This window comes from Ruegeria sp. S263 (assembly GCF_056780525.1).
Window position 1 is genome coordinate 205,597 of record NZ_JBQUVJ010000003.1, and the last position, 13,440, is coordinate 219,036.

Genomic DNA, 13,440 nt, shown 5'->3' on the forward strand with positions numbered 1-13,440 from the left:
CGCCACAATTCAAACGCCAAAAAATCTTATTCGCGTCAAACAAATTCCGCCTTGGGGGTCATTGATGTGCATGTGGACTTACTGAGTCTTTTTGCCTTCGGGCGCTGTACGAGTTCTATCTGCTCAACTCAAAAACAAGGGCTTAACCGTGACCAATATGATGACTTCCGCTGCTGCCGAGCAAGACGCTGTTGGTCTTGCACGCGAGAGCTTTCTCGGTGAACTCAAGACCCTGAGCCGCGACCACCCCGACACGGGTTTTGGTGTCGCGCTCCGAACACATTCGGGTGGCCACTATTTGCTTGCTAACTCGCGTATGCCGCTGCCAGAAACCAAATCCGCTGGGTTCCCGACCGGACGCAGCGTAGCTTGTCTGGAGAACAGCGAGCAATTCAGCTCCATCGAAGTCCTGGCTGATGAGACCGCCTTCGACAAGATTTCCCCCAGCGCCGAGGCCGCAATTTTGGGCAACGCCCTGAATTTGATTGCCCGCATTGATCTGCTGACCAGCACCCAAGCCGATCAGGTACAGCATCACATGGCGGCAACAGGAACCGGAGGCTAATCATGGCGCGCAATGACCATCTTCTGTCCGTCGGAAACGAGGCGCTAACGCCCATGACATCGGCGATGGCAGCCCTGACCACGCAGATCGACCAACTGACAGAGGTGGCGGACGCGCGCTCATCCGCCCGTCTTGCCACGCTCAAGACTCGTATGGAAAGCTTCACCGCCAGCGTGACACTGGTTGGGCAAGTCAAGGCCGGCAAGTCCTCGATCGTGAACATTCTGGCCGGGCGCCCTGCCCTTTTGCCGTCTGACGTGAACCCATGGACGTCGGTTGTCACGACGCTGAACATCAATACTCGTACCGAAGGCGACACCAAATCTAAGTTCACATTCTTTGAGCAGGAAGAATGGGATAACCTGATGGTGGGCGGCGGGCGTCTTGGCGAATTGGCCAACCGGGCCGGCGCAGACGACGAAATGGACGACATTCGCCGCCAAATCGGAGAGATGAAGGAGAAGTCCGAAGAACGCCTTGGCAAACACTTCGACCTGATCCTTGGCCAGAGCCATCAGTATGACTATTTCGACGAAGAACTGATCCAGCGTTACGTGTGCCTGGGCGATCAGGATGATCCTGACATCAACCCCAAAACAGGGCGGTTTGCAGATGTTACAAAATCTGCGGAACTGTACATGGATATCCCGCAATACCCGATATCTCTGAAACTCTGCGACACGCCGGGTGTCAACGATACCTTCATGGTGCGCGAGCAGATAACCCTGCGCAGCCTGCGCGGATCCGAGGTGTGCGTCGTTGTTTTGGCCGCAAGTCAGGCCCTGACGACCATGGACATGGCGCTGATGCGGATCATTGCGCAGTTCGAGAACCGTCAGATCATTCTGTTCGTAAACCGGATCGACGAACTGGCCGATCCGGTTAATCAGGTCCCTGAAATTCGCGACCGGATCCAGGACACGTTGAAACAAAACAATATCGACGCAAACACTAGCGTCGTGTTCGGCAGCGCGCTTTGGGCCGAAGCCGCGCTTACGGGCAATCCTGACATTTTGAACGAAGATTCCCGTCAGGCGTTGAACACCTTCTATCTGGCGGCCGGGTTTGGGGATCAGGCCCCGTCTTTGGACAAGATTTGGGCGCTGTCCGGGTTGCCGGATCTGTTGCTGGCCATGAATGAACGCATAGCCGAAGGCGCGGGGCACCGGCTGCTGGAAAGGGTGCGCCACAAGGCGCGCAATATCGCAAGCCAGATCCGCGCAACGGCGGTTGCCAAAACACTGTCAGGCGGCGAAGGCGTTGTCCGCGATCTGGATGGCGTTTCGACCGAAGAGGCCATCGAAAAGGTCACTGAACAATACGAAAAGAAAGCGGCTGATCTGACCTCGTCCCTGCGCGATAAGGTCTTGGAAAGGCTAAAATCTGCCGAGACAAATTTTGTCAAACGCGCGACGGACTCGCTGATTGCGCATCTTGAACAAAACGGTGAGGAAGGGACGTGGCAATACGATCCTGCTGGTTTGAGAACCCTGCAAAAGGCTGCGTATTTCAGCTTTGCGCGCTCCATGCGCAAGGATGCCGGGGCGCTGTATGCATCAGCGGCTTCAGACACTGAAGCACTGTATCAAAAGTTGTTGGGCAACCATTTGGGCGAATTCACGATCGAAGCCCCGATCGTGCCCCGGGTGCCACCGCCATTGGGTATCGGGCGCACCATTGCTCTGGACCTTCAAAGCACATGGTGGCGACGGTGGTGGCAACGCCGAAAAGGGTTCGAGGCATATGCCGCAGATTACACCCGTCTGATTGCATCCGAAGCGAACTCGATAACCAAGGATATCGAAGAAAACCAGATTGCAGCGGTTTTGGAAAACGTCCGTGCCAGCCTGTCTGACTTTATGCGCGAGCAAAAAGAGACATTGCTGAGCATTTCGGCAGCCGCCGAGAATGACCCCAACCGGAACGAAGCGATGATGGCTGGAATGGTGCCGCAAAAATCCCGCGACGACATTCTGGGCGACATTCTCAAAGATCTAAGCAACGAGGCAGCATGAGTATCACCATGGCAAAAGATTTACAAACCCGCTTCGTTTCTACCAAGGCCTGGAATCGTATCGAGCACTGGTCACGGCGCAAACCCATTTTTGCGCTTATGGGAGAGTTCAGCGCCGGTAAATCGACCTTGATGAACTTTCTGCTGCGCTCGCACGCTTTGCCGACGCAGGTGACGGCGACGCAGTTGCCCCCGGTTTGGTTTAGCTGGGGTAAGCAGTCGGCCTATGTGCAACGTCATGACGGCACCCGTCAGGCTATCGGACTGGATCAGTTGGAAACGGTTGGCGTCAACGACGTCCAGTTCATCCGTATTTTCCTTGAATCCGATATTCTGGAAGCTGTTGACCTGATCGACACGCCCGGAATTTCCGACCCGAAGATTTCGGACGACGTCTGGCGCCGCGCCGTCGGGCAAGCAAATGGGGTTCTTTGGTGCACCCATGCGACGCAAGCCTGGCGTGAAACCGAACGTGCGACTTGGGTTTCCCTGCCCGAGCGGCTGCAAAACAACTCGTTGCTATTGGTAACGCGGGCCGATGTGCTGGCTTCGAAGGACCGCCAGAAAGTTCTGCGTCGGGTCAATCGTGAAGCAGGTCACCTGTTCAACCGCTCAATCCTGTTTTCAGCACGCGACGCCATTACCGCACGCGACAAAAGCGGTGACGCCGATCTTTGGGCGCGCAGCGGCGGCGGGAAAATGGTCGACAGCTTCCTGGAGATCACCGAACAGATCATGGACAACCGCGCCGAATTGCTGGCGCGTTACCAGGTCGACAGCAGCCTCGCGATCGCGGAGCCTGTGCAACCGCTGCGGCCAAGAAAGGCAGCAGAAAATGCCGAACAATCAAGGCCGTTGAAACTGGTCGATCCGGTTATCGCCGACAGCGAAGCTGACAACGAAGTCGTCACCAACTTCCCTGTGCGCCCGGCCCGTGTAGAAACCAGAACAGAAGAGACCGCCCGAGCGTCCAGAATTAACTCGGATGAAGCGGATCGCCTGCGGGCTGAAATGGAAACCTCGTCCGAGGTGGCCCCCATCGCTGAAACGCAAGAGCAAGAGGATGACTTGCGCGCCTTTTTCAGGGAAACGCCAAGCCAGAATCTGAACCTGTCTGAAATCCCTTCCGAGTCTTTCGAAGAGGACAGCCTTGAGCTGACTTCAGAGCCTGAAATGGATCAACCGGAAGAAAGTGCGATTGAACCCGACGGGTTCATGGTGTCTCTGGAAGACAGATTGGCGGATACCCCCGAGCAGGCGGAAGACACTGAGGACGCAAGCGGCGAACTGAGTACAGATGCCTCGGTGTCGTCCATTACAGCCCTCATGGCAGAGCAGACGACCGACGGGGAAGATGAATTCGAGCCAGAGCCTGAAAGCAACGGCTTGATAGACATGCAGGTTGTTCCGCTGACCAGTGGTAGTGCAACTGATGCACCCGCTCAGAACGAAAGGCTGGAAGATCTACTAAGTGTCCCGGCGGGATCACCCCTAAGTGCTGCTGCCATGTGGCGCGAGGTTACGGAAGATGAAGACCTGCCAGACGATGCGGAAGGCCTGAAATCAATGTTCCGGTCCTTCCTGCAGGAGTTCGACCAGATTGCGGCAGAACACAGCGCCCGCAAGTCCAAAGATTCGGTGTCCTCCATCCCGAAGCCAAATGACAATAACGGTGCAGAGTGGCATGTGTTGTAGAAAAAATAGGGCAGAAAAACAGGGCACAAGATGTCTATCGAAGCAGCTTTAAATACCGCAATTCATACCATACCCGACTGTATTGCAGCCGGGTATGTCGATATGGAGACCGGGATGTTGCTGGGAACAAGTTTCGCCAGCCCGGAAGACGCAACCGCGCTGGACAGCTTGGCCATAGCGGTGGCCAACCTGTTTCAGGGCCGCGGTGTGCGCGGCTTTGAAGAGCTGTTGCGCGCAAACGGAACCGAGGAAGCCGGGCAGTCGGGATTTGGCGAGATCGCCGTGTTTTCAAAAGATCGTCTGAATATCTTCCTGCGGACCCAAGCCTACCCGGACCACGTGGTCTGTTACACCTGCCGCAACAGCGCCAATGTTGGGTTGGCGCTGACCAAATCGCATCTCAGCCTTGGGCCGGTTGCGGCTGCAGTTTAAGCGCGGATAAAGAGGTCTCGATACTATGGATACAGCGATACTCGATCTGCTCGAAGATATTGGACGCACTTCGGTCGCGCGCCTGAATCCTGCCGTAACGCTTACGGCAGAGACTGCGACCGCCCGTCGTGAGCAGGTCCTTCGCACAATTCGTGGCACGGTTCTGCCCCGCCGCTTGGAATTCACCGCCGCAAGTGGCGATTGCCTTGCTATCGAAGTCAACAGCTCTCGGGTCACGGACGTGTTTCGTGTGCGTTCGGGCCTTGTTCCTGACTTTGAAACGGAAGCACGCGAAAATCTTGCGGAAAAGCTTGCCCAACTTGTATCCGATATCGCCGCCGCACCGGGGCCAATGGAGCTGATCTCTCTGCAACCCGATATCGCGTTGGAGGCTGATGATGTCGGGATCACCTTCCGCGAAATCTCGGACGCATGCCATTCGACCGAGCTTCCTGCGGAGCCCGTCGTCTCGATCGTGCCGGATCATGAAGAAGACGATTTAACCGACACCTCGGACGGGTTGGCCAGCCAATTCTATGCCGGTACCGAGCGTTTCGCGCAGGGACGTGTTCAGATAAACAAGTCTGATGGAGAAGCCATACAAGCGGACGGAACCTGTACCCCCGAACAGCCCATGTATGCCGACAGTGACCTGCTTAAACAATTCGCTGCTGATCTGGCCGGTTGGGACAAGGATACGTCGGCGGAACTGGAACTTCCCCAACTGATCGTCCTGAGACCCTCGGGCGGGAAGGGAACCGCACTGGCGGTCCTGCATGATGGCAGCCAGATCTCGGCAGCCGTGCACGAGGCGCGAAAATTGGGCGCAGTTGTCAGTCTTTGGAAAACTCTCACCGAGGCCGACGCATGAACCGGCCCCTAACATTCAAATTTTCAACGAATTCAATCCTTGATTAGGATTAGCCAGGGTAAGTGTTATGATTGAAAATCAACGACGTGAGTTGATACGCATCGCCGAAGAGATGAACGAGGTCAGCAATGAAGAGACCCAGCAGTTCATCTCGCGGATCGTCAGCGATCTTTCGAACCTGAAGCCGTCTATCGCGTTTGTCGGGCAAATCAAGGCGGGTAAATCCCGGCTGATCAATGGATTTACCGCGCAGGCCGGGTATTTGCCCTCGGACGTAAACCCGTGGACGACTGTAATCACCGACATGCATTTCGGTCACCCGTCCGGGCGAACCGACGGAGCAGAATTCCATTTCTTTGACAATCGCCAGTGGCAGGCCCTTATCGCGGAAGGCGAAGAGCTGCGCAACATGTTCCCCGATGATGAGGACAGCTATAAGCGCGAGATGATCGAAGAGCAGGTCGACGCGATGAAAACCCGCGCCAAGCTGCGCTTGGGTGAAAGTTACAAACATCTGCTGGGCCAGCATCACGATCTGGAAAAACTCACATCCGAAGACTTGGCGCGTTATGTCTGCGCGGGCGATGATCCGTCCGAGGATGGCGTGTATGATCCCGGTTCGGATCGTGGGCTGTACAGTGACATCACGCGCAAGGCCGAGGTGTTTTTCGACATCGGTCATTTCCCGTTTCCGGTGACGGTCACGGACACGCCGGGCGTTAACGATCCCCTTCTGATCCGCGAAGAAATTTCGCGTCAGTATCTTAGGGAATCCGATTTCTTTGTTGTGGTTCTGTCAGCGCATCAGGCACTGTCACGAGCAGACCTGAAACTGTTCCGCCTGATGCAGGCGCTTGAATTGGGTCAGATTGTTGTCTTCATCAACCGCGTCGATGAACTTGGTGGGGGCGCAGATGACGCCACCAAAGTACGTTCCGATGTGATGGACGGGTTGGACAAAGCACTGGGCAACTCTGACATTGATGTTCTGATGGGCAGCGCGCAATGGGCGCATTATGCACTGACCGGCGATGAAACCGGTATTAACCACGACGATGTCCTAGCCTGGTTGCGGGCCCATCCCGAACAGATGAAACAATATCTGGACGGTGTGGAAGAGATCAAACAAGGCCCCGGTCCAATCAGTCGCGAGGGCGTGCTGCGCTTTGCGGCGATGATTGCTTCTGGCCTTCCTGACTTGCGTCGGCATGTGACCAGTGCCCTGAATGACGGGCCCCGGAACGAACATCTTCGCATGGCATGGCAGCACCTTAACAGCTTTGCCCAAGGTGAAGTTGAGCGATCCAAGGCACATCTGCGTGCCATTGACGATGAAACCGCAAACAGCCCGAACACAGGGTCTGAAAACGATAAGACTTTGGCAAACCTTCGGGAATTGGTCAGCAATAAGACCGCTGGAATCGTCAATGATATGGACGAAGTGCTGGCAAATCTGCGTGGCGTCATGGACGACACCGTGGCCGAGGCTGTCTCGGGCGTTGTCAGAGGGCCCGGTGGGGCGTCTCCGTTGCTGGCCAAGGGCGGTGAAACGGAGCTGAACTTTGGACCGCTGCGCGATCGCATGCGCGAACTGGTGCAAGGGGCAACTCAGGTTGTGCGGCAAAGAATGCTTAGCGAATTGTACGCTGTCGACATGCAAAGCAATGCGGCCCTGCGCTCGCTTCCTGGCTGGCAGGACACGACGGACAATCGAATGAATACCAGCGCGGTCAGGTGGTTCCGTCCGGACACCACGGCCCTAACACGGGGCATCACGGTGGAATTACGCGTCACTTGGTTATCGCGTCTGATTTCCAGAAAAAGTGTCGTTTCGCGGGCTGAACAGATGATCGTTCAGGAATTCGAGATGATTGGCGACGATCTGGTGGACACCGCGCGCGCAGACCTGATGGAACGGCTGAATACCGTGCTGGATCACTATCTGGCGTTGTTGGCGGGTCACCTTGAACACCGCTCTGGTACTGGCGACACAAACGCCAGAACCGAGGCTCAGCACGCGTTTGACAGCGCCCAGCGTGTTGCGGATGAACTGGAAGCCGTCTTTGGCCCCGACTCCTCTAACAAGATACTACCCGAGGCTGCGGAATGATCGAATTTCCCCGAACCGAGCAGGAAGTGCGCAAACTCGAGCACTTTCTGACCGTCACAGAAAAACTGCCGTCGGACCCGGTGCTGAACGACCTGCGCGAACGGGCGCTGGCCCACGCCGAGCGGCTTTCAAACGCGGTGAATATCGGTTTTGCGGGCGAATTCGGGGCTGGTAAGTCCAGCCTGGCCAATATGCTGGCCGGGGCGGATATTTTGCCGACCGGGCCGCAGCATCTGAAACTGCCGCTGGTGATCGTGGCCTATGCCGAGGCACCAGAAACCACCGTCGGGTGGTGGGGCAAAGAGCCCAAAGTTTACTCGGGCATCGCGTTGGAAAAGGCAGCGGCGGACAATCCTGATTTTATTTCCGTCGGCTTGAACACCCCCGCCCTGCAAGAGATTTCTCTGTTTGACCTTCCCGGCGCAGGCGCATTGGACGAGTCCTACAAACCAACGCTTGATCTGTTGAAATTCGTCGACTGTGCAATCTGGTGCACCAACGGCACCAGCGCGTGGCGGGAAACCGAGCGTCATCTTTGGTCACAGGTCCCGCAGGAACTACGGGCCAATAGCCTCTTGGCAGTTACTCATGCCGATCTTCCACCCGTCAAAGACGCAATGGATCGGATACTGGCGCGCCTGAACAAGGAAAAGGGCGACATGTTCCGGTCTGTGGTTCCGATTGGAACCCCTGTTGCTGTTCGTGCCATGTCGCAGGAACCTGAACCTGATTTTGCCCTGTGGGAGACCTGCGGGGGCCAAAACCTGGCGGAGCATATACTGGAAATTGCCTCGAACCGGCGCCTGTCGGACATCGAAGCCGCGCGCAGTGATCTTGAGCAGGATCTGATGCCCTATCTAGACTCGCTTGAACCGCCCGAGGCAGAAACGAGCCTACCCGAAATTTCGCCAATTCAAATGACGCTGGAAGCCGCAATGCCGGCGCTGGAAAACCCGATCCTCGAAGACTGGTTAGCCGCGATTGCAAGCATCTACGAAGATCTGAGGGAAAGCTCGGACATCGAACCATCTGCCTTCCTGCATAGTTGTCAGGAAATCGTCGAAGACTTTGCCGAGCGTCTTGAGCAAGGTGGGGAAATCAGCTCTGAGGCCGATTGGATTCCGGGCGAGTTTGAAAAGGCCACTGATCTGTTGCTGTTGCTACAGTTTGAATCCGGTGACGCCCCGCTCAGGGATGCGATCAGCATTCTGGCTCAGCTCAGCGACAACCTTGCATGGGCCGGCAGCCGAGCAGACTCTGTGCAGTCCAAGACCGGCACCTGACTGTTTCGCGCTATAATTGAGCAGTAAGTCAGCGATTCGAAGACCACAGAATCGGGGCGCTATTGTTTCGAAATCAGCCACCAATCATTGCAAAATCGCGATTCAGTCCGCATTTATTGCGCTCCAGATATCAATATTTAGATTTTTTGCACAAGTATACTACTATATTTAGTTTTTCCACAATTCCCGTTCTCAGTGAAGCCATGAGGCGGCCCCAATAAAGTCAAATTTGAAACGTCTAACAGTCTCAAGTGTCCTGCGGTTGTGTTTGGTTGTGAGTTGTTGGGCTGTTTGCCCCGTTAAATGAACCGCAAAATGATTAGAACGGGCGGGAAGAAATGAGCCACAACCAGGCTGTCGATGCGACGCACGACGAACCGAAAATTGAGGGACTTCAACCGGGCGCCAAGCTTTTGCGTGGGCAGTATGAGATCCTGCGCTTTCTCAGCAATGGCGGCTTCGGTATCACCTATCTGGCACGCAACAGCCTTGAGCGGGAAGTCGTCATCAAGGAATGCTATCCGGGGGCGTTGTGCCGCCGAAACGGCGATCTTGTAGAGCCTGTCGAACCTGGATTTGAAAGCGATCTACGCTCGATCATTGATCTGTTCATTCAGGAAGCCCGAAATCACGCGCGCCTTGTCCACCCCAACATCGTCGACGTTCATCAGGTGTTCGAGGACAACAATACCGCCTACATCGCCATGGATTTCATCCAGGGATCCGATCTTCTGGATTATGTCGAAAACCCAGACAACGACGCAGGCCCTGATTTTATCGTTCAGGTGACCGAGAAAATGCTGTCTGCGGTGTCCTTCATTCACCAAAGCGGCATGTTGCACCGGGATATCTCACCCGACAACATTCTGATCGACGAGAATGGTGAGCCCGAGTTGATCGACTTTGGCGCGGCACGGGAACAGGCCGCCAACCAATCCGCCGCCCTTCTGACGCTGCGTGTGATCAAGGATGGCTATTCGCCACACGAATTCTACGTCCGCGGGGCCGAGCAAGGGCCCAGCAGTGATCTGTATGTTCTGGCAGCGACGCTGTATCACGCAATCAGCGGTGAACGCCCGATTGACGGCCAAACGCGTCTGAACGCCTTCAACAACAGTCAGGATGACCCTTACGAGCCTTTGAGCGGTCGATTTAACGGGTATCCGGAGGGTTTCCTGGAAGCGATCGACAAGGCGATGGAAGTCCACGCAACGGATCGTATGCAAAGCGCGCTGGATTGGCTGCGTATGTTCCGTGGTCCGGGCGTGATGTTTGACTCGTTTGATTACCGGCCCGTTTCGGTGATCGTCGCAATGGACCGCAAGGATGAGGCCGAAGAAAAAGCCCGCATCAAGGCCGAAAGCGAAAACGCTGAGGCCGTTGTAACGGCATTGTTGGCCGGAAATTCGGACATTGTTCTGGGCAACGAGGACAAGAAAGAAGATGAACTAGCCCAGTTCACGCCAAAAGAAGAACCACCGGTGGCAGTGGACACTGTCGTTAAAAGCGGATCGGGCGGCAGCGGCAAACTGATTGCAGGCGTCGCGGTCGTCTCTGCAGCGTTGGCCGCCGGTGGGTTTTTCCTGATGTCCGACACGGACAATGCGCCCGCACAAGACGCAACCCAAGACGCAGAAGTATCGCTGGCCCCCAGTATAGAAAATCCCGAGCCCATAGTTGAAGTGTTGTCAGAAGACACTCAGGACGCACCTGAGGTCGCGACAGAACAAGCACCCAAGCAGGTAGAACCCGAGCCAGAACCTATTGAGCAGACCCTGGTTCAACCGGCTGCCACACAAGAGGCAGACGCCCCGGCAGCCGGAACCCCAACCGAAGAAGCCCCCGCCCCGGTGGAAACCGGCACACCTGCGGAAACTCAGGTTGCGTTTTCCCACTGGGACGTTGAAATTCCGTTTCAGACCTCCAAGCGCCGGGCTTCAACGGGCAACGTGATCGCAGTCACGGGCGTAGATGCAACCCGCGACATGTCGATAATCGGTGAATGGGTTCAGCGTGGCGCGGCCATTTACACTTTGAACGGCAAACCGGTTCAGGCTGACGCCACCTTTGCTGCGCAAGTTCTGAACGACCTGAACGTCGATCCTGACGGCTTTATCCGTATCACCGCACGTTATCGGGCGCTAGGGAAGACACGCGCCCAGAACGGACTACTGGCTTTGCCTGCAATTCGCATGGTTGGCCTTGAAAACGGATACGGGTTCGAAATCCGCAATTCGGACGGCGCTTCGTGGACGACAGTCACCGAAACCGTTCCGGCCGATGCGGCAGGCGGTTTGCGGGAAGGCGACGTTTTGGTCTCTGAGGCGCAAACCGGAACTGCAATCGATGGACCGGAAAGCTTGGATACCATCCTGAGCAGCCTTGTTTCTGAAGACAAATCTCAGGCCCGTTTGACGGTGTTAAGAAACGGCGCCGAGGCAGAAGTTGTCATGCAATTGGTGCAGGAGTGATCAGACCGGTTCAATTGTAGTCCGCCAGTGTGTGTTTGCTGAGGGTCGCGCAAAAGTCAGCGCTACCCCGACGGGGACCGGCCCGCCGCGGAAAGTATGAGTGACAAGAGTTTTCAATCATCAGTACCGCTGCGCGATCCTGCGCAGAGGTGAGTAGCAGCCCCACAGGTCAGAAAGCCTGTGCCCAGTAACAAAAGGTGTCGTCACCATGTTCAAATACAAAAGCCCTCTCAGCCGGCTTCTCGAAGGTGCCGGCAAACCTAAAGAAGCAGAAACCGAGGAAGCCACCGCCCCCGAGGCGGAAAAGCCCGAGCCGATTGCAGATTTCAACGCTCTGCGCGAGGCGTTGGCCGGGGGCAATATGTCGTCGTCTGAAACCTACGAAGACAGTGACGAGTTGCTGCCCGAAGACGAGATGCCAGAGTTTACGGAAGAGGCAGACGCCAACGCCGCCGACGATACGGTCGAGGACATGGATGAAATCGTGATGACCGAGGTCATCGCCGAGATTCAGGAAACGCCTGAAAACGAGATGGTATCGGAAGAACCCGAACCAGAGCAGGTTGTGACACTGCATGTCGCGACCGAGGAAACCGTGGTCGCGGAAGAAATCGTCGTCGTCGATGCAACTCCGGAAGACACGGTTGTCGAAGTCGTTTTGGAAGAGCCCGAGGCAGCAATTGAAGAACCTAAGGTGGACGAAATCAAAACCGTCGCTCCAACGCCTGCGCCCGAGCCTGCCTCGGATCGTCGCGGCCGCGTCAAGACAACTTTCCTTGGGTTCGAACGTGCCGATACGCATGTTCAGGACCTGATTGAAACCGCAGAACCGGTCGCCAAAACCGAAGCTGCTGAGCAGACATTTCCCGTTGGATGGCTTGTGGTGACAAGCGGTCCGGGCCGCGGAACAAGCGTCACATTGTCCGAAGGTCTGATGCAGATCGGTCGAAACGATGATCAGGCCATCCAGCTTGATTTTGGTGACACCGGCATCTCTCGCAGCAATCACGCTGTGATCGCCTACGACCCGGAAGATCGCAAATGCTATCTGGGACATGGCGGCAAGGCCAACCTTGTCCGCCTGAACGGTAAACCGGTTCTCAGCACCGTCGCCCTGAACAGCGGAGATCTTATTCGCATCAGCGAAACCACGGTCCGTTTTGCCGCCTTCTGCGACGACGGCTTTGATTGGCGGGATGCCTGATTTATGCTGGCGAACCCGGCATATGACGTTGCGCTGATCCTGGATCAGGGTCAGCGCGAGAATCAGGAAGACGCTGTCGCATCGCGTATGTTCGACGCGTCGGATGCTGCCTATGTTGTCGTTGCAGACGGTATGGGCGGGCACGATGCCGGGGAAGTCGCGGCAGAGTTCGTAATCAATGCCTGGCGCGAAGCACTGGACCCCGAACTTGAAACAAAATCCCCGTCAGAATCCAATCTGATAGACGCTTTGCCGCTTGCGGCAATGCTCGCCAACGCCGCGGTCTCCAATCACTGCGAGGAACAAGGCCAGGGTCTCCAGATGGGCTCGACGCTTTTGGGCGTTTTGATCCTGGGTCGACGGGTATTCTGGATCTCAATCGGTGACAGCCCTCTTTACCTGTACCGGGATGGGACCCTGAGCCAGATCAACGAAGATCATTCCATGGCGCCACTCATTGATGCTCAGGTCACTGAGGGCACACTGACCGAGGATGAGGCCCGAACCCATCCCGATCGCAATCAACTGACATCGGTGATCATGGGCCGGGCCATCCCAAAGGTAGACTGCCCTGAAGACCCCGTGGCCTTAGAAGGCACTGACGTTCTGATCGCAGGCAGCGACGGTCTTCAATACATCACTGATGCGGAAATTCTGGCAGTTCTTCAGGCCAACTCTAATGCGCTGGCGCAGGACATTGCCGACGCCTTGTTACAGGCGGTTAAGGCCAAGAACGACCCTGATCAGGACAATGTATCGATCGGCGTCGTGAAACTCACAAAAAACGAATGAAGG

The 13,440-nt window shown here is 56.1% G+C and carries 10 protein-coding genes; all 10 read left to right on the forward strand.

Going from position 1 to position 13,440, the window contains the following annotated elements; translation table 11 throughout:
• Window positions 1–157: 157 nt before the first annotated feature.
• A complete protein-coding gene (locus ACT2B1_RS19590; RefSeq protein ID WP_174825885.1) occupies window positions 158–565 on the forward strand; it encodes a hypothetical protein in 408 nt (135 codons plus the stop codon).
• Between the two features lie 2 nt (window positions 566–567).
• Window positions 568–2,580 carry a dynamin family protein gene (locus ACT2B1_RS19595; RefSeq protein ID WP_481669206.1) on the forward strand — a complete coding sequence of 671 codons (2,013 nt, stop codon included), beginning with the start codon at window positions 568–570 and terminating at the stop codon, window positions 2,578–2,580.
• An 8-nt stretch (window positions 2,581–2,588) separates the two neighbouring features.
• Window positions 2,589–4,274, forward strand: a complete 1,686-nt coding sequence (locus ACT2B1_RS19600; RefSeq protein ID WP_481669207.1) for a dynamin family protein — start codon at window positions 2,589–2,591, stop codon at window positions 4,272–4,274.
• A 30-nt stretch (window positions 4,275–4,304) separates the two neighbouring features.
• Window positions 4,305–4,706 carry a hypothetical protein gene (locus tag ACT2B1_RS19605; protein ID WP_171123262.1) on the forward strand — a complete coding sequence of 134 codons (402 nt, stop codon included), beginning with the start codon at window positions 4,305–4,307 and terminating at the stop codon, window positions 4,704–4,706.
• 25 nt (window positions 4,707–4,731) lie between these two features.
• Window positions 4,732–5,577: a hypothetical protein gene (locus ACT2B1_RS19610; protein ID WP_481669208.1), complete on the forward strand. Its 846-nt coding sequence runs from the start codon at window positions 4,732–4,734 to the stop codon at window positions 5,575–5,577.
• Window positions 5,578–5,644: 67 nt separating this feature from the next.
• Window positions 5,645–7,687, forward strand: coding sequence for a dynamin family protein (locus tag ACT2B1_RS19615; protein WP_481669209.1), 2,043 nt, complete (start codon window positions 5,645–5,647; stop codon window positions 7,685–7,687).
• On the forward strand, window positions 7,684–8,970 hold the full coding sequence (locus ACT2B1_RS19620) for a dynamin family protein (protein WP_171239302.1): 1,287 nt from the start codon (window positions 7,684–7,686) through the stop codon (window positions 8,968–8,970). The genes ACT2B1_RS19615 and ACT2B1_RS19620 overlap by 4 nt, the downstream gene beginning before the upstream one ends.
• 338 nt (window positions 8,971–9,308) lie before the next feature.
• Window positions 9,309–11,441, forward strand: a complete 2,133-nt coding sequence (locus ACT2B1_RS19625) for a protein kinase domain-containing protein (RefSeq protein ID WP_171125070.1) — start codon at window positions 9,309–9,311, stop codon at window positions 11,439–11,441.
• 208 nt (window positions 11,442–11,649) lie between these two features.
• Entirely contained in the window at window positions 11,650–12,645 is a 996-nt protein-coding gene (locus tag ACT2B1_RS19630; RefSeq protein ID WP_481669210.1) for an FHA domain-containing protein, read from the forward strand.
• A gap of 3 nt (window positions 12,646–12,648) precedes the next feature.
• The gene (locus ACT2B1_RS19635) at window positions 12,649–13,437 is read left to right on the forward strand and encodes a PP2C family protein-serine/threonine phosphatase (protein ID WP_481669211.1); all 789 of its coding nucleotides are present in this window, start codon (window positions 12,649–12,651) and stop codon (window positions 13,435–13,437) included.
• Window positions 13,438–13,440 lie beyond the last annotated feature (3 nt).

What these genes read in the sequence shown, in the direction of transcription:
- ACT2B1_RS19590 (WP_174825885.1), top strand. Translation starts at nt 158, where the DNA reads ATGATGACTTCCGCTGCTGCCGAGCAAGACGCTGTTGGTCTTGCACGC.
- ACT2B1_RS19595 (WP_481669206.1), top strand. Translation starts at nt 568, where the DNA reads ATGGCGCGCAATGACCATCTTCTGTCCGTCGGAAACGAGGCGCTAACG.
- ACT2B1_RS19600 (WP_481669207.1), top strand. Translation starts at nt 2,589, where the DNA reads ATGGCAAAAGATTTACAAACCCGCTTCGTTTCTACCAAGGCCTGGAAT.
- ACT2B1_RS19605 (WP_171123262.1), top strand. Translation starts at nt 4,305, where the DNA reads ATGTCTATCGAAGCAGCTTTAAATACCGCAATTCATACCATACCCGAC.
- ACT2B1_RS19610 (WP_481669208.1), top strand. Translation starts at nt 4,732, where the DNA reads ATGGATACAGCGATACTCGATCTGCTCGAAGATATTGGACGCACTTCG.
- ACT2B1_RS19615 (WP_481669209.1), top strand. Translation starts at nt 5,645, where the DNA reads ATGATTGAAAATCAACGACGTGAGTTGATACGCATCGCCGAAGAGATG.
- ACT2B1_RS19620 (WP_171239302.1), top strand. Translation starts at nt 7,684, where the DNA reads ATGATCGAATTTCCCCGAACCGAGCAGGAAGTGCGCAAACTCGAGCAC.
- ACT2B1_RS19625 (WP_171125070.1), top strand. Translation starts at nt 9,309, where the DNA reads ATGAGCCACAACCAGGCTGTCGATGCGACGCACGACGAACCGAAAATT.
- ACT2B1_RS19630 (WP_481669210.1), top strand. Translation starts at nt 11,650, where the DNA reads ATGTTCAAATACAAAAGCCCTCTCAGCCGGCTTCTCGAAGGTGCCGGC.
- ACT2B1_RS19635 (WP_481669211.1), top strand. Translation starts at nt 12,649, where the DNA reads ATGCTGGCGAACCCGGCATATGACGTTGCGCTGATCCTGGATCAGGGT.